Source organism: Jannaschia pohangensis (assembly GCF_900113875.1).
In the GTDB taxonomy this organism is placed as follows: Bacteria; Pseudomonadota; Alphaproteobacteria; order Rhodobacterales; family Rhodobacteraceae; genus Jannaschia; species Jannaschia pohangensis.
The window spans coordinates 173725-194863 of record NZ_FORA01000002.1; the positions used below are offsets into that span (position 1 = coordinate 173725).

Annotated in this window: 24 protein-coding genes; 12 read left to right on the top strand and 12 right to left on the bottom strand. The window is 67.4% G+C overall.

The annotated features are described in order from the left end of the window. Positions 1-24: 24 nt before the first annotated feature. Positions 25-936: a pirin family protein gene (locus BM002_RS07810; RefSeq protein WP_092779232.1), complete on the bottom strand. Its 912-nt coding sequence runs from the start codon at positions 934-936 to the stop codon at positions 25-27. 127 nt (positions 937-1063) lie between these two features. Between BM002_RS07810 and BM002_RS07815 the strand changes: the two genes are divergently transcribed. Next, the gene (locus BM002_RS07815; RefSeq protein ID WP_092779234.1) at positions 1064-1552 is read left to right on the top strand and encodes a hypothetical protein; all 489 of its coding nucleotides are present in this window, start codon (positions 1064-1066) and stop codon (positions 1550-1552) included. Between the two features lie 31 nt (positions 1553-1583). Here BM002_RS07815 and cobT read toward each other — a convergent pair whose 3' ends face one another. Then, positions 1584-2585, bottom strand: coding sequence for a nicotinate-nucleotide--dimethylbenzimidazole phosphoribosyltransferase (gene cobT, locus BM002_RS07820; RefSeq protein ID WP_092779236.1), 1002 nt, complete (start codon positions 2583-2585; stop codon positions 1584-1586). A gap of 100 nt (positions 2586-2685) precedes the next feature. Here cobT and cobS point away from each other — a divergent pair, with 100 nt between their 5' ends. The 4 genes from cobS to BM002_RS07840 are packed head-to-tail and all read left to right on the top strand — an operon-like array spanning position 2686 to position 5456. After that, positions 2686-3417, top strand: a complete 732-nt coding sequence (gene cobS, locus BM002_RS07825; protein ID WP_245749172.1) for an adenosylcobinamide-GDP ribazoletransferase — start codon at positions 2686-2688, stop codon at positions 3415-3417. A gap of 9 nt (positions 3418-3426) precedes the next feature. Continuing rightward, the gene (locus BM002_RS07830; RefSeq protein ID WP_092779238.1) at positions 3427-4107 is read left to right on the top strand and encodes a molecular chaperone DjiA; all 681 of its coding nucleotides are present in this window, start codon (positions 3427-3429) and stop codon (positions 4105-4107) included. Beyond that, complete coding sequence (locus BM002_RS07835; RefSeq protein WP_342707305.1) at positions 4077-5117, top strand: endonuclease/exonuclease/phosphatase family protein; 1041 nt, start codon at positions 4077-4079, stop codon at positions 5115-5117. The genes BM002_RS07830 and BM002_RS07835 overlap by 31 nt, the downstream gene beginning before the upstream one ends. A 3-nt stretch (positions 5118-5120) precedes the next feature. After that, positions 5121-5456 carry a hypothetical protein gene (locus tag BM002_RS07840; RefSeq protein WP_092779242.1) on the top strand — a complete coding sequence of 112 codons (336 nt, stop codon included), beginning with the start codon at positions 5121-5123 and terminating at the stop codon, positions 5454-5456. Between the two features lie 3 nt (positions 5457-5459). Here the strand turns inward: BM002_RS07840 and BM002_RS07845 are convergent, their stop codons facing one another. Together BM002_RS07845 and BM002_RS07850 are read right to left on the bottom strand one after the other, a co-directional pair. Then, complete coding sequence (locus BM002_RS07845; protein WP_092779244.1) at positions 5460-6149, bottom strand: CDP-alcohol phosphatidyltransferase family protein; 690 nt, start codon at positions 6147-6149, stop codon at positions 5460-5462. Between the two features lie 102 nt (positions 6150-6251). Further along, positions 6252-6842, bottom strand: coding sequence for a cytochrome P460 family protein (locus BM002_RS07850; RefSeq protein WP_092779246.1), 591 nt, complete (start codon positions 6840-6842; stop codon positions 6252-6254). 153 nt (positions 6843-6995) lie between these two features. Here BM002_RS07850 and BM002_RS07855 point away from each other — a divergent pair, with 153 nt between their 5' ends. The 3 genes from BM002_RS07855 to BM002_RS07865 all read left to right on the top strand — a co-directional run bounded on the left by BM002_RS07855 (position 6996) and on the right by BM002_RS07865 (position 10111). Continuing rightward, on the top strand, positions 6996-8174 hold the full coding sequence (locus tag BM002_RS07855; RefSeq protein ID WP_092779248.1) for an aspartate aminotransferase family protein: 1179 nt from the start codon (positions 6996-6998) through the stop codon (positions 8172-8174). A gap of 70 nt (positions 8175-8244) precedes the next feature. Continuing rightward, on the top strand, positions 8245-9171 hold the full coding sequence (gene argF, locus BM002_RS07860; RefSeq protein WP_092780474.1) for an ornithine carbamoyltransferase: 927 nt from the start codon (positions 8245-8247) through the stop codon (positions 9169-9171). Beyond that, positions 9164-10111 carry a DMT family transporter gene (locus BM002_RS07865; protein WP_483867453.1) on the top strand — a complete coding sequence of 316 codons (948 nt, stop codon included), beginning with the start codon at positions 9164-9166 and terminating at the stop codon, positions 10109-10111. Before argF ends, BM002_RS07865 begins: the two co-directional genes overlap by 8 nt. Here BM002_RS07865 and BM002_RS07870 read toward each other — a convergent pair. Both BM002_RS07870 and BM002_RS07875 read right to left on the bottom strand, forming a co-directional pair. Beyond that, positions 10005-10997: a serine hydrolase domain-containing protein gene (locus BM002_RS07870; RefSeq protein ID WP_175484835.1), complete on the bottom strand. Its 993-nt coding sequence runs from the start codon at positions 10995-10997 to the stop codon at positions 10005-10007. The genes BM002_RS07865 and BM002_RS07870 overlap by 107 nt on opposite strands. After that, positions 10994-11833 carry an ABC transporter permease gene (locus BM002_RS07875; RefSeq protein WP_092779254.1) on the bottom strand — a complete coding sequence of 280 codons (840 nt, stop codon included), beginning with the start codon at positions 11831-11833 and terminating at the stop codon, positions 10994-10996. The genes BM002_RS07870 and BM002_RS07875 overlap by 4 nt, the downstream gene beginning before the upstream one ends. 140 nt (positions 11834-11973) lie before the next feature. On the opposite strand from BM002_RS07875, the gene BM002_RS07880 reads away from it, so the two are divergent. Beyond that, complete coding sequence (locus BM002_RS07880) at positions 11974-12612, top strand: GcrA family cell cycle regulator (protein WP_092779256.1); 639 nt, start codon at positions 11974-11976, stop codon at positions 12610-12612. Positions 12613-12633: 21 nt separating this feature from the next. Continuing rightward, positions 12634-13923 carry a UDP-N-acetylglucosamine 1-carboxyvinyltransferase gene (locus tag BM002_RS07885; RefSeq protein ID WP_092779258.1) on the top strand — a complete coding sequence of 430 codons (1290 nt, stop codon included), beginning with the start codon at positions 12634-12636 and terminating at the stop codon, positions 13921-13923. Here the strand turns inward: BM002_RS07885 and pssA are convergent. From pssA to BM002_RS07900, 3 genes are all read right to left on the bottom strand, one after another. Then, complete coding sequence (pssA, locus tag BM002_RS07890; protein WP_092779261.1) at positions 13907-14656, bottom strand: CDP-diacylglycerol--serine O-phosphatidyltransferase; 750 nt, start codon at positions 14654-14656, stop codon at positions 13907-13909. The two genes, BM002_RS07885 and pssA, sit on opposite strands and share 17 nt — an antisense overlap. Then, complete coding sequence (locus BM002_RS07895) at positions 14656-15351, bottom strand: phosphatidylserine decarboxylase (RefSeq protein ID WP_092779263.1); 696 nt, start codon at positions 15349-15351, stop codon at positions 14656-14658. The genes pssA and BM002_RS07895 overlap by 1 nt, the downstream gene beginning before the upstream one ends. Before the next feature lie 76 nt (positions 15352-15427). Beyond that, entirely contained in the window at positions 15428-17425 is a 1998-nt protein-coding gene (locus BM002_RS07900; protein ID WP_092779265.1) for an AsmA family protein, read from the bottom strand. Between the two features lie 89 nt (positions 17426-17514). On the opposite strand from BM002_RS07900, the gene rimO reads away from it, so the two are divergent. Continuing rightward, a complete protein-coding gene (gene rimO, locus BM002_RS07905; RefSeq protein ID WP_092779267.1) occupies positions 17515-18882 on the top strand; it encodes a 30S ribosomal protein S12 methylthiotransferase RimO in 1368 nt (455 codons plus the stop codon). Here the strand turns inward: rimO and BM002_RS07910 are convergent. The 3 genes from BM002_RS07910 to BM002_RS07920 all read right to left on the bottom strand — a co-directional run bounded on the left by BM002_RS07910 (position 18879) and on the right by BM002_RS07920 (position 20776). Next, positions 18879-19160: a DUF6455 family protein gene (locus BM002_RS07910; protein WP_092779269.1), complete on the bottom strand. Its 282-nt coding sequence runs from the start codon at positions 19158-19160 to the stop codon at positions 18879-18881. The two genes, rimO and BM002_RS07910, sit on opposite strands and share 4 nt — an antisense overlap. 71 nt (positions 19161-19231) lie before the next feature. Continuing rightward, positions 19232-20011, bottom strand: coding sequence for a CE1 family esterase (locus BM002_RS07915; protein WP_092779271.1), 780 nt, complete (start codon positions 20009-20011; stop codon positions 19232-19234). A gap of 48 nt (positions 20012-20059) precedes the next feature. Continuing rightward, the gene (locus tag BM002_RS07920; protein ID WP_092779273.1) at positions 20060-20776 is read right to left on the bottom strand and encodes a M48 family metallopeptidase; all 717 of its coding nucleotides are present in this window, start codon (positions 20774-20776) and stop codon (positions 20060-20062) included. A gap of 109 nt (positions 20777-20885) precedes the next feature. On the opposite strand from BM002_RS07920, the gene BM002_RS07925 reads away from it, so the two are divergent. Further along, positions 20886-21116, top strand: a complete 231-nt coding sequence (locus BM002_RS07925) for a hypothetical protein (protein WP_092779275.1) — start codon at positions 20886-20888, stop codon at positions 21114-21116. Positions 21117-21139: the final 23 nt, after the last annotated feature.

Genomic DNA, 21139 nt, shown 5'->3' on the forward strand with positions numbered 1-21139 from the left:
CAGTTTACGCTTCAGACCGCCGGGTCAGTGGGCGGGCTTGATGAACGTCCCGTTGCGCAGGTCCCGCATCGCCTGCATCAGCTCTTCCTGCGTGTTCATCACGATGGGACCATGCCAGGCCACCGGCTCCTTCAGGGGCGCGCCCGACACAAGCAGGAAGCGGACGCCCTCGGGGCCGGCCTGAACCGTGATCTCGTCTCCGGTCCCGAAGCGGACCAGCGTGCGGTTGCCGGACAGGTCGCGGATGTTGACCTCCTGCCCCATGTATTCCTTCTCCAGCAAGACGCCCTCGGGCGCCGAGGCATCCGAGAACAGGCCCGCGCCCGCGAAGACATAGGCGAAGGTCTGGCGATAGGTGTCGACCTTGATCGTCTTGCGCGCACCCGGCGGGACCGAGATGTCGAGGTATTGCGGATCGGCGGCGATGCCGTCGACCGGGCCCTTCTTGCCCCAGAACTCGCCCATGATGACCCGCGCCGCCGTGCCGTCATCGTCGATGACGACCGGAATGTCGTCGCCGCCGATGTCCTGATAGCGCGGCGTCGTCATCTTGAGCGACGACGGAAGGTTCGCCCAAAGCTGGAACCCGTGCATCTGCCCCTGGGCGTTTCCGCGCGGCATCTCCTGGTGCAGGATGCCCGACCCGGCGGTCATCCACTGAACCGATCCCGCCCCCAGAACACCCCGGTTGCCCAGGCTGTCACCATGCTCCACCTCGCCGGCAAGGACATAGGTGATGGTCTCGATGCCGCGATGCGGGTGCCAGGGGAAGCCTTCCTTGTAGAGCTCCTCGTGGTCGCCCCGGAAATCGTCGAACAGCAGGAACGGGTCCTGCTCGCTCGGGTCGCCGAAACCGAAGGCGCGGTGAAGGTGGACGCCGGCGCCTTCGATATGCGGTTGCGCGCGGCGGGTTTCGAGAACGGGTCTGAGGGACATGATGGTCTCCTGTCTGCTGGCCGGATCATCCGGTGTTGACCAATAGCTAGGGACAGGACGGGCCGCGAGCAATGCGGCCCCGCGAACCGTAGTTGTGCGGCGACGCGCAGGGCGCTAGGGCAGGCGCATGAACGACATCATCCATGTCCTGCGCCCGTCGCAGCCCCGCCGCGTGGTCGGCCTCGTCATCCAGGTCTCTCTTGGCCTGCTGCTCCTTTGGCTGGCCTTTCTCTATCCGCCCGAGACCTTCGGCTGGCAGATCTTCCTCATCGGCATGGGCGTTGCGGCACTGGTTCTGGCGACGCGCGGGTGGCAGGGATCGTCGGTGGCCATCGTCCTCGACGACGGCGGCCTGCGGCAGGAAGACGGCGTGCAGATCGCGCCCATCGACAACATCGCCTCGGTCGACCGCGCCCTGTTCAGCTTCAAGCCGTCCAACGGCTTCCTGATCCGCCTGCACGAAGCCCCGGGCCGGGCCTGGGTTCCGGGCATGTGGTGGCGGATCGGTCGGCGCGTCGGCATCGGCGGCGTCACCGGCGGGGCCGAGACCAAGATGATGGCAGATGCGCTGTCTTTCATGGTGGCGCAGCGGGATCGGCCCGAGGATTACCAGTAGGGCGCGTGCCGCCCGTTCGGGGTCGGCGGGGTCAGCCCGCCGCCACGCCCGCCTCGGCAAAGGTCGCCATGCCGGAATGGCAGGCCACCGCACCCTTGAGCACCTGAATGGCCAGCGCCGCCCCCGACCCTTCCCCAAGACGCAACCCGAGCGACAGGAGCGGGTCGAGGCCCAGGGCGTTCAGCATCCGTTGGTGCGCGCCCTCGGCGGACAGGTGCCCCGCGACGCAGTGATCCAGCGCGGTCTTGTCTTCGGCAAAAAGGCACAGGGCGGCGGCGGTGCAGATGAAGCCGTCAAGAATGACCGGGATGCGATGCGCCCGGGCGCCGGCAATCGCACCGGCCATGGCCGCGACCTCGCGACCGCCCAATGCGGCCAGCACGCCCAGACCGCTGCGGTCGGGGTTGGCGGCCAACCCTTCGGCGACGACGGCTTCCTTGCGGGCCAGACCCGCGTCATCCACGCCGGTCCCGCGCCCGGCCCATCCCGTTCCGCCCAGAAGGGCGGCGGCGATGGCGGCGGCAGAGGTCGTGTTGCCGATCCCCATCTCTCCCGTCACCAGAAGGTCGGCCTCGGCATCTACGGCGGTCCAGCCGGTGGCGAAAGCGGCGCAGACTTCGGCCTCTGACATGGCGGGACCTTGGGTGAAATCCGCCGTCGGCCGGTCGAGATCGAGAGCATGGACCGCCATCTTCGCCCCGGCAAAGTCCGAAAGCTGGTTGATCGCCGCCCCGCCCGCCTTGAAGTTGGCGACCATCTGCACGGTCACCTCGGCGGGAAAGGCGCTGACCCCCCGCGCCGTGACCCCGTGGTTGCCCGCGAAGACCAGAACCTGTGGCGCCGTGATGCGGGGGCGGGCCTCGCCGCGCCAGCCTGCGTACCAGATCGCCAGATCCTCCAGCCGACCCAGGGCGCCCGGCGGCTTGGTCAATTGGCCGTTGCGGTCGGACGCGCCGTCGCGCGCGGTGGCATCTGGTGCCGGGGCGCCCGCGAGGGCGGATCGGATGGCGGCAAGAGTACTCAGATCGGTCATGTCGGCCCTGTCTTCGGTCACGTTTCCTGTCAGGGCCGTCTTTACCGACCCGCGCCCGACCGATATGCGACGGGGCGACCTTCCGCCAGAGAGAGGCGACATGTCCCTGAAATCCGACCTCGTTTCGGCAATCATGCTCCTGACGCGGCTGCCGGTCCGCGGCACACCGACGGCGCGCGCCGCCGATGCGGCCTGGGCCTGGCCTCTGGTCGGCGGGGGTCTGGGCGTGATCGCGGGGCTTCTGGGGTGGGGCGTCGGCCTTCTGGGGGTGACGCCCGCGGTGGCGGCGGCGGTGACGCTTGTCGCCCTGATCGGGATGACCGGAGCGCTGCACGAGGACGGGCTGGCCGATGTCTGCGACGGCTTCTGGGGCGGCTACACCCCCGAGCGGCGGCTGGAGATCATGCGCGACAGCCGGGTCGGGAGCTATGGCGTCATCGCCCTGGTCCTGTCGCTTCTTCTCCGCTGGTCCCTAATCGCGACGGCCCTGGTTCAGGGGCACATGCTGTCGACCGTGGTGATCGCCGCCGTCGTCAGCCGCGCGCCCATGGCAATCCTGATGCGCTGGCTTCCTGCCGCGCGGGCCGACGGTCTGTCGCGGGGCAGCGGGGTGCCATCGGCTGCGGCCGCCCAGATCGGCATCCTTCTGGCCGCCCTGGTCCTGATCGGGCCCGGCGGACATGGGTTGCTGGCCGGTGTGATGGTGACGGCGGTGCTGCTGACCCTCGGCTGGCTTGCGCGGACCAAGATCGGCGGGCAGACCGGCGACGTCCTGGGCGCCTGTCAGCAATTGTGCGAAATCGCCGTTCTCGTCGCGCTGACGTCGGGGTAGACTGCGGCCATGACCCTCTGGCAACGCATCCTCGCCGCCCTGGCCAGCCTAGCCCCCGGCGAGGCGTTGTCGGGCCTGTTCGACCGGCTGCGCGGCCCGCCGGAGCGGTCGGTCGCCTTCACCATCGCCGTCATCGCGCTCGGGGCGAAGATGGCCAAGGCGGATGGCCGGGTCACCCGGTCGGAAGTCGCGGCCTTCCGCGAGGTGTTCACCATCCCCACCTCCGAGATGGACAACGCCGCCCGCGTCTTCGATCTGGCCCGCACCGACGTCGCGGGGTTTGAGGAATACGCCCGCCGCATCAAGGCGATGTTCGCCGACGACAGCGAGACCCTGCGCGACCTGATGGAAGGCCTGTTCCACATCGCCATGGCCGACGGGCGCTATCATCCCGCCGAAGACGACTTCCTGACCCGCGTGGCCCAGATCTTCCGCCTGTCCGAACGCGAGTTCCGCGCCCTCAAGACGCGGTTCGTGCCGGGGGTGGAGCCCGATTGCTATGACGTTCTGGGGGTCAGTCCCGACACGCCGATGGAGGAGATCCGGGCCGCCTGGCGCACAGCCGTCCGCGACAGCCACCCGGACCGGCTGATGGCGCGCGGCCTGCCCGAAGAGGCGGTGAAACTGGCCGAAAAGCGGCTCATCGCAGTGAACCGGGCGTGGGAGAAGATTCAGGGCGGCGCAGGCTGATGGCCTTCCGGTTCGCCACCTGGAACGTGGAATGGTTCGACCGGCTGTTCCACGACGATGGCACCCTGGATGCCGGCGAGGACTGGTCGGCCCGATACCGGATCACCAAGGCGCGCCAGCTGGAGGCGATTGCCGAGGTTCTGCGCGCGGTGGACGCCGACGCCATCCTGGTGATCGAGGCCCCCGACGACAGCCAGCGCCGGTCGAGCCGTGTCGCGCTGGAAACCTTCGCCGAAGAGGCGGGCCTGCGGACGAACAGGGCCATCCTCGGGTTTGCGAACGACACCCAACAGGAAATCGCCCTGCTTTTCGATCCGGCCCGAGTGACGCCGCGCCACGCCCCCGGAAGCACCGAGCAGGCCCCGCGATTCGACGGGACACTCGGCTTCGACCTCGACACCGACCTGCGGGCCGAGACGCTGGTCTGGTCGAAACCGCCGCTGGAGCTCGATCTGGAAACGCCGGTCGGGCCCCTTCACCTGATCGGGGTTCACGCCAAGTCGAAGGCTGCCCATGGAGCGACGGACGCGCAGGACGAACTTCGCCTCAACATCCTGAACCGGCGCAAGCAGCTGGCGCAATGCATCTGGCTGCGTCGCCGCGTGGACCAACGGCTGTCCGAAGGGAGACGCCTGATCGTCGCGGGCGATTTCAACGATGGTCCGGGCCTCGATCGGTTCGAAACCCTCTTCGGCCGCTCCGGGGTCGAAATCGTGCAGGGCGAAGGGACCACCGCGCTCTACGATCCCAGTGCCAAGACGCCCCGCATGGGCGCGGCCCTGCCCGCGACGGCGCGATTCTGGGACAACACGGCGAAACGCTATCTGAACGCCCTGCTCGACTTCGCTATGGTCAGCTATGACTTACGCGATATCTCAACCTGGCGCATTCTGCACCCTTTCGACGACCCGAAGGCCGCCGCAGACCGGACCTTGGGTCAGGCGCTGCTGGATGCGTCGGACCATTTTCCGGTGATCCTTGACCTTGCCGGTCCCGACGACCACCTTTGAAGCATGAAACACCTCATGATCGCCCTCGCCCTGACCGCCACGCCCGCCGCGGCACAGGACACCGACAGCCTGATGGAACAGGGTCTGCGCCTCTTCATGGACGGCCTGATGCAGGAGATGGAGCCCGCGCTGCGCGATCTTCAGGATCTGGCACAGGACGCCAAGCCGCTGCTGGACGAGTTGCAGAAGAACCTGGGCGAGGTGGTCGAGGATCTGGACGCCTATCACGCGCCCGAAATCCTGCCCAATGGTGATATCCTGATCCGCCGCAAGCAGCCACTCGAACCCGACCTGCCCGGCGGGGTGGAACCGAACCCGGACGGCAGCATCGATCTCTGAGCGTCAGTCGCGGTAGAGCATCTGCTGCACCAGACCCGCCCCCAGAAGATAGGCGGAGCAGAGCCCGAACGCCCACCCAAGGGTCTGGCCAAGGCCGAACTCCCCCCACGCCGCCACGACGGCCAACCCGACCCAGGCGATCGTCACCGTCAGCGTCAGGGGCCGCCAGATGGCCGTCCGGACCGGATGGACGAAGCGCAGCGGCAAAAACATCGCCACCGACAGCGCGACGGCCGCGCTCAGTGTGATCCAGGGGTTCGGCTCCAGCACGAAAACGACAAGGGCCACCATGTTCCAGCATCCGGGGAAGCCCTCGAAGCTGGCATCCTCGGTCTTCATTCGGGTGTCGGCGAAATAGAGCGCGCTGGCGAAAGGCACCACGATCAGCACGCCCCATCCTGCCCATCCCGGGACAAGACCGCTCGAATAGAGGGCATAGATCGGGATGAAGACATAGGTCAGGTAATCGATGATCAGGTCCAGAAGGACACCGTCAAAGCGCGACGCATGCAACGTGACGTCCCATCTGCGCGCCAGCGGCCCGTCGATACCGTCCACGATCAGCGCGGCCAGCAACCACAGGAACATCCAGGACCACGCCATTTCCACAGCCGCCAGCAAGGCGAACATCGCAAAGACAGCGCCGGTGGCGGTCAGCAGGTGGACGGACAAGGCACGGGTTTTGGGCCACATCGGTCACATGTGCCCGTCAACGCCCGGCTTGTCGAGGGAAAGGGCGGCCCGCACATGACGCGGGCACCCCTCCGGGGGCGCCCGCCTCGGGTCGGTCAACCGTCAGTTGACCGAGACCCGGACCTCTTCGAGCGGATAGCCCATGCTGTCCTGCCCCTCGTATCCGCCGTGGCAGTCGTGGCAGAACTTCTGGCTTATCTTGAGCGGCTTGCCGTTCGGCTGAATGCCGGAATAGAACCAGTTGCCGTATTCCGCGGCCTCGGCGGTATCGACCTTCTCCATGATGAAGAGCGGGCCGACACGGGCCGTCCCGTCGCGCACACCGATGGATTCCTTGACCAGGATGGACCCGACCGGCATCTCGAAATCGCCATCCTCGAACTTCAGATATTGTTCGGTGGCGACGTCATTCACGAAGGTCAGCAGGAACCGCTCCTGATGCGGGCCGGCAACGGCGGCGCGGGTGGCCGTGATCGTCCAGTCGCGGTAGGCCCCGGCAATCGCGTCGCCTTCCTTCGTGTAGGCGTCGAGCATCTGCCCTTCCATGCAGTCATAGAGGGCCGCGACACCGGCGTCGTCCAGATCCCAACGGTCGCCCTCCACGGCGCAGGCGTCCTGCGCGGCGGCAGGCAGGGCAAGGGTCATGGCGGAGGCGAATGTGGCAGCGGCGGCGGCCAGGGTCAGGCGGATCATAGAGCTTTCCTATCGGTTTTGTTCGATTGCCCTATGGTTCAACCATTTCAGCCGATCACGTTCACCCAACTTTCCCGTGACCAAGGTGAATTGACAGGTGAGGCGATTTCCGCCACGCCGGACGTTCAACCCCTTCAGCAAAGGACGATGTCCATGATTTCCGCCATCCTGCCCACCTACAACCGCGCCCCGCTGAGCTTTGTCTCAGGCGAAGGCTCGTGGCTGGTCGAGGCGGATGGACGACGTTTCCTGGATCTGGGTTCCGGTATCGCGGTGAACGTGCTCGGCCATGCGCATCCGGCGTTGACGGCGGCGCTGACGGCCCAGGCCGGGGCGCTCTGGCATACCTCCAATCTCTACCAGATCCCGCAGCAGGAGGCGTTGGCCCGCAAGCTGGTCGATGCGACCTTTGCCGACACCTGCTTTTTCACCAACTCGGGCACCGAGGCCTGCGAGCTGGCCGTCAAGATGGCGCGCAAGTACTGGAGCGAGAAGGGTCATCCCGAACGCAATGTGATCATCGCCTTCACCGGGTCGTTCCATGGCCGGTCCAGCGCCGGGATCGCCGCCGCCGGGTCCGAGAAGATGACCAAGGGATTCGGCCCCCTTCTGCCGGGGTTCAAGCACCTGACCTTTGCCGATCACGAGGCCCTGACCGAGGCCATGAAGGCCCCGGACGTGGCCGCCGTGATCCTGGAGCCTGTGCAAGGGGAAGGCGGGATCATTCCCGTGCCCGACCAGTGCCTCAAGGGCCTGCGCGATCTGTGCGACGAGACCGGCGCGCTGATGATCCTGGACGAGGTGCAATGCGGCATGGGCCGGACGGGCCGCCTCTTTGCGCACGAATGGGCCGGGATCAGCCCCGACATCATGATGGTGGCCAAGGGCATCGGCGGCGGCTTCCCCCTGGGCGCGCTTCTGGCGACCGAACGGGCCGCTTCGGGCATGACGGCGGGCACCCATGGGTCGACCTATGGGGGCAACCCGCTGGCCTGCGCCGTGGGCAACGCGGTCATTGACATCGTGTCCGACGAAACCTTCCTGGCCGAAGTGCGGCGCAAGGCATCGCTCTTCCGGCAAGGTCTCGAAGGGCTGGTGGCCTCGCATCCGGATGTCTTCGAACTGGTGCGCGGCTCGGGCCTGATGATGGGGCTGAAATGCCGCGTCCCGAACAGCGACGTGCTTCAGGCCGCCTACGGACAGAACCTCTGCGTCGTTCCCGCCGCCGACAATGTGCTGCGCCTGCTGCCCGCGCTCAACGTCGAGGATGCCGACATCCGCGAGGCCATTGCCCGCCTCGACCGCGCTGCGGCAAGCCTTTCGCCCGCCTGAGTTTCTTCTCGGCACAAATATCCCGGGGGTCCGGGGGCTGGCCCCCGGTTCCTTCCGACAGGACGACACGATGACCCATTTTCTCGACATTCACACGACCGACAGGGCCGAGTTGCGCGCCATCCTCGACCAGGCCAGTGCCATGAAGGCCGCGCGCGGCGACCGGCCCAAGGGCACGCCCGACGACGAATTGCCGCTGGCGGGGCGCGTCGTGGCGCTGATCTTCGAAAAACCCTCGACCCGCACCCGGATAAGTTTCGACGTTGGCGTCCGACAGTTGGGTGGCACGTCCATGGTGCTGTCGGGCGCCGACATGCAGCTTGGGCACGGCGAGACCATCGCCGATACGGCCCGGGTCCTGTCGCGCTATGTCGATCTGATCATGATCCGCACCTTCGGCGAGGATATCCTGCAGGAGATGGCCGAACATGCCACCGTCCCGGTCATCAACGGTCTGACCGACACCAGCCACCCCTGCCAGATCATGGCCGATGTCATGACGTTCGAGGAACATCGCGGCCCGATCCGGGGCAAGCGCGTGGCCTGGATGGGCGACGGCAACAACGTGGCGCAAAGCTTCCTGCACGCCGCGGCCAGTTTCGGCTTCAACTTCACCTTCGCCGGGCCCGAGCAGCTTGACCCGCCCGACGCCCTTGTCGGCGCGGCGCGCAAGGCCGGCTCCGAAGTCCGCATCGAACGCGACCCGCTGGCCGCCGTGGCCGATGCCGATCTGGTGGTGACCGACACCTGGGTCAGCATGGGCGACGCCGAAAGTTCGCGCCAGCGGCGGCACAACCTCCTGCGTCCCTACCAGGTGAACGAACGTCTGATGGCGGCGGCCCCCGGCGACGCGCTGGTCATGCACTGCCTGCCCGCGCACCGGGGCGAAGAGATCACCGATGCCGTCCTCGACGGCCCCCGGTCGGTCGTCTTCGACGAGGCGGAGAACCGGCTGCATGCGCAAAAGGCGATCATGCGCTGGTGTCTGGGTGTCTGACGGACGGCCATCCGTTCCGACCCAGGCCACCCCCACCCTTGCCGCGATCTTCATGCTGGTCGCGACGATGTTCATCGCGGCGACCACCCTGCTGGCCAAGGCGCTCGGCACCGATACGCTCGGGCCGGGCCTACCGCCATTCATGGTCACCTTCGGGCGCTTCGCCTTTGCCTGGGCGACCATTGTGACCATCGTGGCTGTGGCCCGTCCCCGGCTGACCCGGCCCGCCGTGGGCCTGCACATCGGGCGGACGGCCTGTGGCTTTGCCGGGGTCACGCTGATGTTCGCCGCCGCCGCCCTGATCCCGCTGACCGATGCGACGGCGATCGTCTTCCTGAACCCGATCTTCGGCATGATCCTGGCAATCCCCCTTCTGGGCGAACGGGTGGGGCCGTGGCGCTGGCTGGCCGCGATCATCGCTTTGGCGGGCGCGGCGGTGCTGATCCGCCCAGGCGGCAGTGCGGTCGAGGCGGGCGCGCTCCTGGCACTCGGCGCGGCGCTGGCCCTGGGGATGGAGCTGATCTTCATCAAACGGCTGTCGGGCCGCGAGGCCCCGCTTCAGGTACTGCTCGTGAACAACTCGCTCGGCCTGTGCCTTGCCACTGCCTTCGCGGTCGTCTTCTGGCAGACCCCCACGGGGCCGCAATGGGCGGCCATGGCGGCGCTCGGCGTGCTGATGGCCTGCGCCCAGTTCTGCTTCGTCAATGCAATGGCGCGGGCGGATGCGAGCTATGTCACGCCCTTCTCCTACCTCACGCTGGTTTTCGCGGGGCTCTACGACGGCGTCATCTTCGGCGTGGTCCCGGATGTCGTGGGCCTGACGGGGGCCTGCCTCATTCTGACGGGCGCGGCGCTTCTGGCCTGGCGGGAGGGGCGTCGGGCCAAAGTCCCTCAATCACCTGTTCCGTCCGGGCCTGCGCCGCGGCCGACCCCTCGTTGACGGCGACGAAAGCCGCCCATCCGTCGCGCACCTCGACCCGGGCGAACCACATGGTGTTCGATCCGGCATGGCGCAGCGCCCGGTCCTCGACCCGCCAGCCCATGGCATAATCGCCGACTGGGCGATGCAGCCGCGCCCAAACCTCGGGTGGCAGAAACTCGGGGTCCTGCGTCGCATGGGCGGCGAGGAAGCGCAGCATGGCCCGGGGGCTGGCGTGAACGGTTCCGGCGGGGCCCATGGCGGGAATGTTGTCGGCCCCCGGCCCCGGACGGACAGGACGCCCGCCCCGGTGCCCCCAGATGCGCGGCGGCGCCCCGAAACCGACCTCCTCCATCCCCAAGGGGGCGAAGACCTCGCGCTGGATCAGGTCTTCCCAGGGCTCAGCCTGCGCCGCTTCCAGCATCGCGCCCGCAACGACGTAGCCCGCGTTGGAATAGAGGAACTCGCCCCGCGCGCCGACGGGGGACGAACCGAGCATATGACCGACATAGGCCGCACGATCCGGCCGGAGGATCGCGCGCCATCGGGGCAGGTTCGCGGCCATGCCGGACCGATGTGTCAAAAGCTCGGCCAGGGTCACGTCCCGCCAGACCGGGTCAGCGTCCAGCAGCGCGCCCACGGTCGTGTCCCAGTCGATCGCCCCCGCCGCCACCGCCCGCCCCGCAAGCGTCGCCGTCATCGCCTTGGTGAGCGATCCGATGTGCCACATGTCCGCGTCGGTCAGGGTGCCGCCCTCGGGGTTGGGGCTGCCCGCGACGTCGACCGTCACCCCATTGGCGCTCCAGGTCGCAATCGTCACGGCGGCGTCGGCCTGAAACGCGGGCGCGTCCCCTTGGGCAAAGGCTGCACCGGCCAGCCCCAGAAATATCAGCGCGGCGCGGATCACGACTTCAGACGATAGCCGGTCCGCAGCATCCACCAGGCCAATGTGCTGACCGCGAGGGTGGCGACGAAGACGACCCCGAAGCCGAGCCAGGGAGAGCTGTCCGAGACGCCAAGGACCGCCGACCGCAGCCCGTCGATCAGGTAGAAGACCGGGTTGGCATGGCTGATCCCCTGCAACACGGGCGGCATGGACTCGAGGGAATAGAACGTCCCCGACAGAAAGCTGAGCGGGGTGACGATGAAATTGGTGATCGCGGCCATCTGGTCGAACTTGTTGGCATAAACCCCCGCAACGATACCGAGCGCGCCAAGGAACGCGCCGCCCAGAACCACCCAGACCAGCGCCATCACCGGGTTGTGGATGCCAAGGCCGATGAACGGGAACAGGATGGCAGAGATCGCGACAGCCACGACAACGCCTCGAAGGATGCCGCCCGCAAGATAGCCGATCAGCAATTCGAGCCCCGAGAGCGGCGGCATCAGGGTGTCGACGATGTTGCCCTGCACCTTGGAGATGACGATGGAGGAGGACACGTTGGCAAAGGCGTTCTGAATCACCGTCATCATCAGGATGCCGGGGGCCAGGAAATGCAGGAAGCTGACGCCCATCACCTCGCCGCGCCGGGTGCCGACCGCGACGGTGAAGATCAACAGAAACAGCCCGGCCGTGACGAGCGGTGCCAGCAAGGTCTGGGTCCAGACGGCCAGAAACCGCTTCGTTTCGCGCAGGATGAGCGTCTGCAATCCAAGCCAGTTGACCGCGCCGAACCGGCGAACCCCCAGTTTCGGCAGATCGCGGGCCGGGACATTCTGTTGCAGGTTGGCCGTGTCCGTCATATCAGCGCTCCTTGGCAGGGGGCGTGCCTTGTGACGGGCCGCCCGCGTGCTTACAATACCACTTCCTCCGGGATCGCCACCCCCTGCCCCACTTGATGGGCGGACCGCGGCCGGAGCAACGAGCAGTTGAGGAGAGACCAATGGCCTGGACCGACGATCGCGTCGAGACGCTCAAGCGGATGTGGGGCGAAGGCGCGTCCGCATCGCAGATCGCCAAGGAGCTTGGCGGCGTCACCCGCAATGCCGTGATCGGCAAGGTCCATCGCCTGGGCCTGTCCAATCGCAATCTGGACGATACCGCCAAGGCCGAAGCCGCCCCTGCGGCCGCGCCCAAGGCCGCTGCGCCGAAACCGGCGAAGCCCGAGCCGAAGGTCGAGCGCAAGGTCGAGACCAAATCCTCCGAGCCGGCGGCCCCCGCCGTTGAGGAGGAAGAGGAAGACGATGACGACGAGCCGCGCACAATGGCCGCCGTCCCGCAGGGCACCAATGTCACCTCGCTGCGCAAGCCGCTGATGGCGGGCCAGCCCCTGCCGCCGCAGCCTTCGGCCAATGAGATCAGCCCCGAGGCACTGGCCAAGGTCAATGCGGTCGAGAAGACAGCCAAGAAGATCAGCCTGATGGAATTGACCGAGCGGACCTGCAAATGGCCCATCGGGGACCCCGCGACCGAGAAGTTCTGGTTCTGCGGCCTGCCCTCGCAGACCGGCAAGCCCTATTGCGAGGCGCATGTCTCCGTCGCGTTCCAGCCGATGTCGTCGCGCCGCGACCGGCGCCGCTAACCCGCAGTCGGAGCCCCGAGAATGGCCAACCTGATCGTGAACGGCGGGCGACCGCTGAACGGCACCCTTCGCCCCAATGGCAACAAGAACGCCGTCCTGCCGATGCTCTGCGCCACCCTGCTGACCGAGGCGCAGGTGACGCTGAGCAATGTGCCCGACATCACGGACCTGGCCAAGTTCATCGACTATTTCCGGTCCATCGGGTCCGAGGTCGATTATGACCGCGCCGCCGAAACGCTGTCGATCAAGCACCCGGCCAAGCTGACCGATGATGCGATCGAGAGGCTGCCCCTGCGCATCCGGTCGGCGATCATGTTGCTGGCGCCGATCCTGCTGCGCCACGGTCACCTGCGGTTCGATGTGGACGCCAAGGGCTGTGCCCTGGGCATTCGCGAGATCGACCCGCATATCGCCATTTTGCGGACCTTCGGGGCGGCCATGGCCCCGGGCGATCACATCGACCTGACCCTGGACGGGCGCCCCGATGCGCAATCGATATGGGCGGAATACGCCTCGGTCACGGCGACCGAGACCTTCCTTCTGATCGCGGCAATGGCACGGGGAACGTCTGTCCTGACCAATGCCGCATCCGAGCCGCATGTGCAGGCGCTCTGCCACATGCTGGTCGAGATGGGCGCCCGGATCGAGGGCATCGGCACCTCGCGCCTCTCCGTCACCGGGGTCGAAACCCTGAGCGGCGCGACCTGCCGCGTGCCCGACGACCACCACGAGGTGGCGACCTTCCTGGCCCTGGGTGGCGTCAGCGGAGGGCGCGTCACGGTCGAGACCGACATCCTGGACGAGATGCCGCTTATCCTGGACCAGTTCGCCAAACTCGGCCTCCAGTTCGAGACGGCCCCCGGCGCCGTCACGGTGACCGGCTGGACGCGGGAAGTGACGCCGCCGCTGACCGCCCAGATGACGCCCAAGATCGAAGCCGCGCCCTGGCCCTATTTCCCCGCCGACCTGCTGCCGCAGGCCATTGGCGTGTCGGTCGGGTGCAAGGGCGACGTGATGTTCTGGAACAAGGTCTACGAGGGGGCCATGGGCTGGTCGGCGGAGCTGGCCAAGTTCGGTGTGCGCTGCCACCTGTCGGACCCGCACCGCCTGATCGTGTTCGGCAACAACAAGCTGAAACCCGCAGAGGTCGAAGCGCCCTATATCATCCGCGTGGTCGTCGGCCTGCTGATCGCGGCGATCCAGATCGACGGGCAGTCGCGCATCCTGAACGCCGGCCCCGTCCGCCGGGCCCATCCGCGCTTCATCGAGAACCTGACCGCCCTCGGGGCCGACATCAGGTGGGAGGAGTAGCGTCCCGACGCTGCTTCAGGACGCCCCAGATCAGAAGCGAGACGTAGAGGAACGTGGCGCCCACGTGGAACGCCCAGATGCGGGTCAGCATCAGGCCGATCACCACAGCCGCCGCCAGAAGGACATAGACGGCGTTGTCGCGGCTCACCCGCATTGCCTTGAGCGAAATCGTCTTGAACCGCCCGATCATCAACGCGCCGACGATCAACGCCCAGAGGGCGATCAGGGCAGGAACCTCGCGCAGGTCAACCAGACCCGACAGGTGCAGCGTGACGGGAAACAGCGCCAGCATCGCCCCCGCCGGGGCCGGAACGCCGGTGAAACTGCCCTTGTCGTCGCTTTCATCCTTGGCCGCCACGTTGAACCGCGCCAGCCGCAGGCAGCAGCAGATCGCCAGAAACAGCGCCGCGAGCCAGCCGAGGCCCGCGAAGTCCCGCAATCCGAAGTTGTAGATCAGCAGCGCGGGGGCCACGCCGAAACAGACGAAATCCGACAGGGAGTCGAGTTCCGCCCCGAACGGCGACGACGCATTCAGCCGGCGGGCCAGCAGACCGTCGAGCCCATCGAACAGCGCCGCGAGGATCAGAAGGCCTGCCGCGAACTGGAACTGGTTCTCGAAGGTGAAGCGGATCGAGGTCAGGCCGAAGCACAGGCCCAACATCGTGACCACATTGGGCACCAGCAGGATCAGGGGCAGCGGGCCGTCGCGGCGAAGGCGCTTGTTGCGGGCCATCACTCCACCCGCGCGCTGGCGGCAATGTCGTCACCCAGGACCGCCAGGACCGTCTCGCCCGAAATCATGGACTGGCCGACGTTGACGCGGGGGGCAGTGCCCTCGGGCAGATAGACATCGAGGCGGGAGCCGAAGCGGATCAAACCGAAGCGGTCCCCCCGGTCAAGGCGCGCGCCCTGATCGACCTCGCACAGAATCCGCCGCGCCACGAGGCCCGCGATCTGGACGACGCCGAGGCGGGTGCCGTCAACCATGGTCAGGACGATGCCGTTGCGCTCGTTCTCCTCGGAGGCCTTGTCGAGTTCGGCGGACAGGAACTTGCCCGGGCGATAGGCGACTTCGGTCACCTCACCCGCCACCGGCGCGCGGTTCACGTGGCAATCGAAGACCGACATAAAGACCGACACCCGCGTCAGCGGCGCGGACCCGAGGCCCAGTTCGGCAGGTGGCACCGCGGGCCCGATCAGCGACACGACCCCGTCGGCGGGCGACACGATCAGGTCCGGGTCCATGGGCACTGTCCGCTCGGGATCGCGGAAAAAATAATAGCACCAGATCGTCAGCGCGATGCCCAGAACCCCGAGCGGCGTCCACAGGATGCCGAGGATCAGCGTCACCCCGGCGAAGATGGCAATGAACTTGTGACCCTCGCGGTGGACGGGCTTGACGAAGGTTCCGACCAGACTGACGCTCATGAGGCGGCTCCTTGTTGTATCCGGCGCAGATAGCGCGGGCACCGGCCAGCGTCCAGCGCGGGCAGACGGATCGCGGCTACTGACCCGTCAGAATGCCCAGAAGTTGCTGTTCCACCCGCTCGCGGATCGCATCCTCGACCGCCTCGCGCGAGGACAGGTCTTCGGGTGCGATGTCCAGCTCTTCGGCCAGGCGCTGCCGGGCGGCTTCCTCGGCGCGGGCGCGGGCGGCATCCGCCTCGACCCGGGCGCGAGCCTCCAACTCGGCGCGCTCCGCCTCGACCCTCTGCCGTGCGAGGAATTCCAGATCGGGGCGAATGCGCGGGTCGGACCAGCTGCCCTGGATCAGGATCGGGACGGTGACGCCCCGCCCATCCGCCTCGCGCCGGACTGTGGGCATGAGGCGATAGTCGATGGTCTGCGCCCCGAGCGCGATCTCCCCTGCCCCGGTCGCCGCAAGATAGGGCGCACCAAGCCGTAGGTCGTCGCTGCGCGCCACCCCGCCCGTGATCGCAAAACTGGCCGTGATCCCGTCGAAGACAGTCTTCTGTCCCTCGCCCCGGTACCCGAGGTCCAAGGTGCGCACCATTCCGGGGATGTCGAGACCCAGGACCTCGCCCTGCCCGACCTTCAGATTGACCGATCCGTCGAGCGAGTCGACCAGGGCCTGCGCCGTCCCCCCCACGCCAAGCAGGCGCAGCGACAGATCGGCCTGGCCAACGAGTCGGTCGAAATCCGCAAACTCGGTCAGGAACGGCAGCATTTGCAGCCCCGAAAGGTCCAGATTGGTGCGCGCCGAAAGCCCGCCCCGGCCGTTCACCACGATTTCGCCGGTCACGGTGCCGCCGTAGGCCAGAAGCGGCTGCAAGGTCACCACGGCGCGACCATTTTCAAGGGTGGCACGGGCCCGGACTTCGTCCAGCGTGGCATCGCCCAGGGTGATTGGGCCCGAGCTGAACGTCAGTTCGCCATCGACCGCGAACAGCCCCGCGACGTCGATGACCTCGCGCCCCCATCCGGTCTCGGCCACCAAAGTGCTTTCGCCGCCCTGGCCCTTGCGGCTGAACGCCGTCAGATCGAGGCTGTCGCTGGCAAGGTTGCCCACAAGACGCGGACGTCCGCCAGGGCCGGCCGGGTCGATGTCGAGCGCGCCGGTCAGGCTGTTGCGGTCCAGTTCCAGCAGCATGTCGCGCAGGTGGATCGTCCCCGCCGGGGCCAGCGTGACGGCGGCGTTCATGGCGATGCGATCCGCGCCCAAACCGTCGGGCAATTCGGGCACGGCGACGCCGAAGGCCTGCGCGATGGCGAAGCGGTCGCCGCTGGAGGCTTCGATACGCCCCTCGAACGACAACGGTTCCAGATCGGCGCGGCCTTCCAGACGCAGCGCCGTTTCCCCGGCATTGAGCGCAAGCGCCGCGGGTGTCAGCGTGCCGTCGATCAGCGGGCGCATTGCGTCGGCGGACAGGTCCAGCGCCACCGCCTGCCCGTTGAGCAAGGCGGACCCCGCCAGACGCAGGGGGCTGTCGAGGTCGGCGATCCGCGTCTCGAGGTCGACGGCCCGCAGACGGACCTGGGTGCCCGAAACCTGATCCCGCCAGGTGATGTTCGCGCCGCTGAGGACGGCGCGGTCGATGCTGATGTCGCGCGCGGCCCTGCTGCCGCCGCTCACCGTCGCCGCCGAAGACGTGTTGGGCCGCACGACCTCCCAGTTGCCCTGCCCCGCCGCGTTCCGTTCCAAGATCAGTTCCGCCCCGGACACCTCCAGCGTCTCGACCTGAATATCGCCGCCGAGGATGGAGCCGAGCGCGATGCCGACTTCCAGTGTCTGGGCCGTCAGCATCGGACCCTGATCGGACCATGCGGCATTGGCGATCTCGATCCCTTCGGCCCGGACGCCCAGACGGGGCCAGAGCGTCGCCTTGACCGCCCCGTCGATGGTGAGGGTGCGCCCGGTCGCTGCCTTGAACTGGTCGGCGGCAAGGGCCGCGACACGCTCGGTCGGGATCAGCAACAGGACGGCGACAGCCACGACCACCAGGGTCACCAGCGCCAGAACACTCCGAACCAGCCATTTCATGGGCACACCCCCCTTTTGGACAGGATGAATCGGCTGGTCTCACATCGCAAGGGGTTCCGCACGACGGCGAGCCGTCATAGACCGTCGCCATGTCCCAGAACCCGCCCGACCTGCGCCCCGACCTTGCCCCCCGTGCCGTGCTGCCGACCGACGCCCGGCCCGGCCAGCCGCGTATCGGCATGGTCAGCCTGGGCTGTCCAAAGGCTCTGGTCGACAGCGAGCGTATCCTGACCCGTCTGCGCGCCGAGGGCTATGCGATCAGTCCCGATTACGCGGGCGCCGAAGCCGTGATCGTCAACACCTGCGGCTTTCTGGACAGCGCCAAGGCCGAGAGCCTGGATGCCATCGGCGAGGCCCTGCGCGAGAATGGCCGTGTGATCGTGACCGGCTGTCTCGGGGCGGAACCCGACTACATCACCGGCGCGCATCCCAAGGTGCTGGCCGTGACCGGGCCGCATCAATACGAACAGGTGCTGGATGCCGTCCATGCCGCGGTGCCGCCCGCGCCGGACCCCTTCGTCGACCTGCTGCCCGCGCGCGGCGTATCGCTGACCCCGAGGCACTTCAGCTATCTGAAGATTTCCGAGGGCTGCAATCACAAGTGCAAGTTCTGCATCATCCCCGACATGCGCGGTCGCCTTCAGTCGCGCCCCGCCAAGGCCGTGCTGCGCGAGGCGGAAAAGCTGGTCGAGGCGGGCGTACGGGAGTTGCTGGTCATCAGCCAGGATACCTCTGCCTATGGCACCGACTGGAAAGATCGCGCCGGGGCCGGGTCGCATATCGTCGACCTTGCGCGGGGGTTGGGGTCGCTCGGGGCCTGGGTGCGCCTGCACTACGTCTATCCCTATCCCTTCGTGCGCGACCTCGTGCCGCTCATGGCGGACGGCTTGATCCTGTCCTATCTGGACGTGCCGTTTCAGCACGCGCATCCCGACACGCTCAAGCGGATGGCGCGCCCGGCCCATGCGGAAAAGACGCTGGACCGGATCGCGGAATGGCGCGGTATCTGTCCCGACATCACGCTGCGCTCCACCTTCATCGTCGGCTATCCCGGCGAGACGGAGGCCGAGTTCCAGACCCTTCTTGACTGGCTGGACGAGGCGCAATTGGACCGCGTCGGGGCATTTCGGTATGAAAACGTCGCCGGGGCCCGGTCGAACGCCCTGCCCGATCACGTCCCCGAAGACGTCAAGGAAGACCGCTTCGCGCGCTTCATGGAAAAGGCGCAGGCGATTTCAGCGGCCAAGCTGGCGGCCAAGGTCGGCACACGGCTTGAGGTGATCGTCGACTCCATCGACGGCGACGGCGCAACCTGCCGGACCAAAGCGGACGCGCCCGAAATTGACGGCAACCTGTTTATCGACGAAGGCTTCCAGGGCCTGACGCCCGGTGACATCGTCTCGGTCGATGTGGACGAAGCCTCCGAATACGATCTCTGGGGTCGGCTGGTTCCCTAGCGGGTCAGTTGCGCAGCCTGAATGTCGGTGAAGAACGCGTGGTTTTCGCAGGCTTCGGGAATGACGCGGGGGAGGGCCTCGTATTCATCGAGCCAGTGGCGGCAGGCCTCGGCAGACCGGCAATTACGGCACCGGGTCAGCGCATCGGCCCATTCGGCATGATGCAGACGGCCTTCGGAAAAGGCGGTTTCGGTATCGGTGCCCGTCGCCTTCGCCATGTCGCGCATGAGGTTCAGGTGCAGGCGCACATCGCCAAGGGGGTGGGGTCGGTTGGTCATGGCAGTCTCCGGGTGTTGCCACGCGATCCTGCCCTGGCCAGCGCCGTCGCGCCTTGATCCAGCGCAAACCCTCAGTTCGGCGGGGCTAGCACCTCTGACAGAATCCGGGCGACCCATCCGCGCGGGATCAGGTGGCTGGCCGAATGGACGTCCATGGTGACCAGACCGGCCTCGCAGTCCCATTCCGACCGAGTCTGGGTGAGCCATTCGACGGCCTTCCAGTCATAGGTCCGGGCGACCGGCCCGCAGCCCATCACGTCTTTCCACAGGGCGACGGCATAGGTGTCGTCGCCGTCCGGGCCATAGGGGAAGTCGAGAACCGTGTCGGTGGTCCCGTGCACATGGCTGACCCGCCGCACCCGGGGGGCACAATCCGTGCCCGGTCGGAACGCGCCCGCGATCAGCAGGAGCGCGTCGATCTCCACCTCGCTTTCGCAGGCAAAGCGCGCCGCCATGAGCCCGCCCCAACTGTAGCCCGAGACGATCAGCGGCTGCCCCTCGACCGGGAACCGCCGCGCCACATCGGCCAGCACGGCCTTGGCGAAGACCGTATCCGCCGAGCCGGGTCGCCGGAAATCCCAACTGCGGTTCAGCCCGTCCGGGGCCACGAACAGAACGCCCGCCGCCGCGGCCGCGCCACCGGTGCGCGGGCTGGAAATCGGGACCTCGCCCTGCCGTGCCCACCCGTGAAAATGGAGCTGCACAGGGAGCGGCGTGACCCCGTCCCATCCCGCCGGTTCCATGACGTGATAGCTGCGGTCGCCCAGGGCGCATTCGGCCCCTCCGGTGCAGGCAGCGGCAGGGCCGACCCACAAGGCAAGGGCGGTCAGGACGGAGGCAAGAAATCTCATGCCTCTGTCCTTGCCGCAGTCGGGACCATCGCTCCAGTCACAAGACCGTCAGAGGCCGGCCGCCGTCCGGCGCACGATGTCGATGCGCGCCGCATTGGGCGGATGGGTCCCCAGGAAGCGGTCGCCCGGATCGGGGATCCGGGTAAAGAACGCCGCCCCCCGAACCGGGTTGAAGCCCGCTCGCGCGGTGATAACCGTGCCCAGGGCATCGGCCTCCAGCTCGTGATCCTTGGAGAAACGCCGCGCGCCGACGCCCGCGCTGATCCGGCTGACCTCGTTCACGGTGGCAGAATTGGCCCCGGCGACCGATGCGATCAATCCACCCACCAAGGCACCCGTCGCCGCCGATTGGCGCTGCCGGGCGATGTGCTGTTCGATGTGGTGCGCGCTTTCGTGGCCGATGACGAAGGCGATCTCGTCCTGGTTGCGTGCCTCGGCGATCAGGGACTGGGTGAAAGTCAGGATCGGACGACCGGACCGGTCGAGCGACTGGAACGCATTGGGCGGCGCGTTCCGGTTGGGATCGACGCGGATCAGGAAATCGCAATTCAGATTGGGGGCCTGCTGACGACAGATCGCCTCGGCTACGGGTTCGACGCGTCGGACGGCCGTCTGGAAATTCGCCGACGCCGTCGCCCCCGAAACGCGTGCGGGCCCACCCGAAGAGGTCGGCGCAGCCTCGGGGGATGAGTCCGGCGCGGGCTGGACGGCAACGCAGGCCGACAACAGCAGGGAGCCGAGCACGGCAGCAAAAGGTAAACGCATGGATTTCCCCTGATAACTCGCTAGTCTGAAGGCAGAGTATAGACCAAGGATTGCCGTTGTCAGCGCCAAGTCGCGGACCCGCAATCACAAATACGCAAAGGTCCGCCGGATGTTTTCCATCGAGCATGAATTCGACGCGACGGTCATCACCCTGGTGGACGAAGGCGGAGCCGACGGCCCGCCGACCGAGGACGTCATCGTGACCGCCTTCGAGGAATGCGTGACCCTGACCCAGGTCGATACGCGCACCGACCAGCCGCTCCAGATCACGCTGAGCATGACGCAGCTGCGCGATCTGGCCGCCGCGCTGAACCTGCCGGAAGGTGTGTACCGCCGCTAGCCATCTTGGGGGTCGGCGGCACC

What these genes read in the sequence shown, in the direction of transcription:
- BM002_RS07810 (WP_092779232.1), bottom strand. Translation starts at nt 936, where the DNA reads ATGTCCCTCAGACCCGTTCTCGAAACCCGCCGCGCGCAACCGCATATC.
- BM002_RS07815 (WP_092779234.1), top strand. Translation starts at nt 1,064, where the DNA reads ATGAACGACATCATCCATGTCCTGCGCCCGTCGCAGCCCCGCCGCGTG.
- cobT (WP_092779236.1), bottom strand. Translation starts at nt 2,585, where the DNA reads ATGACCGATCTGAGTACTCTTGCCGCCATCCGATCCGCCCTCGCGGGC.
- cobS (WP_245749172.1), top strand. Translation starts at nt 2,686, where the DNA reads ATGTCCCTGAAATCCGACCTCGTTTCGGCAATCATGCTCCTGACGCGG.
- BM002_RS07830 (WP_092779238.1), top strand. Translation starts at nt 3,427, where the DNA reads ATGACCCTCTGGCAACGCATCCTCGCCGCCCTGGCCAGCCTAGCCCCC.
- BM002_RS07840 (WP_092779242.1), top strand. Translation starts at nt 5,121, where the DNA reads ATGAAACACCTCATGATCGCCCTCGCCCTGACCGCCACGCCCGCCGCG.
- BM002_RS07845 (WP_092779244.1), bottom strand. Translation starts at nt 6,149, where the DNA reads ATGTGGCCCAAAACCCGTGCCTTGTCCGTCCACCTGCTGACCGCCACC.
- BM002_RS07850 (WP_092779246.1), bottom strand. Translation starts at nt 6,842, where the DNA reads ATGATCCGCCTGACCCTGGCCGCCGCCGCTGCCACATTCGCCTCCGCC.
- BM002_RS07855 (WP_092779248.1), top strand. Translation starts at nt 6,996, where the DNA reads ATGATTTCCGCCATCCTGCCCACCTACAACCGCGCCCCGCTGAGCTTT.
- argF (WP_092780474.1), top strand. Translation starts at nt 8,245, where the DNA reads ATGACCCATTTTCTCGACATTCACACGACCGACAGGGCCGAGTTGCGC.
- BM002_RS07875 (WP_092779254.1), bottom strand. Translation starts at nt 11,833, where the DNA reads ATGACGGACACGGCCAACCTGCAACAGAATGTCCCGGCCCGCGATCTG.
- BM002_RS07880 (WP_092779256.1), top strand. Translation starts at nt 11,974, where the DNA reads ATGGCCTGGACCGACGATCGCGTCGAGACGCTCAAGCGGATGTGGGGC.
- BM002_RS07885 (WP_092779258.1), top strand. Translation starts at nt 12,634, where the DNA reads ATGGCCAACCTGATCGTGAACGGCGGGCGACCGCTGAACGGCACCCTT.
- pssA (WP_092779261.1), bottom strand. Translation starts at nt 14,656, where the DNA reads ATGGCCCGCAACAAGCGCCTTCGCCGCGACGGCCCGCTGCCCCTGATC.
- BM002_RS07895 (WP_092779263.1), bottom strand. Translation starts at nt 15,351, where the DNA reads ATGAGCGTCAGTCTGGTCGGAACCTTCGTCAAGCCCGTCCACCGCGAG.
- BM002_RS07900 (WP_092779265.1), bottom strand. Translation starts at nt 17,425, where the DNA reads ATGAAATGGCTGGTTCGGAGTGTTCTGGCGCTGGTGACCCTGGTGGTC.
- rimO (WP_092779267.1), top strand. Translation starts at nt 17,515, where the DNA reads ATGTCCCAGAACCCGCCCGACCTGCGCCCCGACCTTGCCCCCCGTGCC.
- BM002_RS07910 (WP_092779269.1), bottom strand. Translation starts at nt 19,160, where the DNA reads ATGACCAACCGACCCCACCCCCTTGGCGATGTGCGCCTGCACCTGAAC.
- BM002_RS07915 (WP_092779271.1), bottom strand. Translation starts at nt 20,011, where the DNA reads ATGAGATTTCTTGCCTCCGTCCTGACCGCCCTTGCCTTGTGGGTCGGC.
- BM002_RS07920 (WP_092779273.1), bottom strand. Translation starts at nt 20,776, where the DNA reads ATGCGTTTACCTTTTGCTGCCGTGCTCGGCTCCCTGCTGTTGTCGGCC.
- BM002_RS07925 (WP_092779275.1), top strand. Translation starts at nt 20,886, where the DNA reads ATGTTTTCCATCGAGCATGAATTCGACGCGACGGTCATCACCCTGGTG.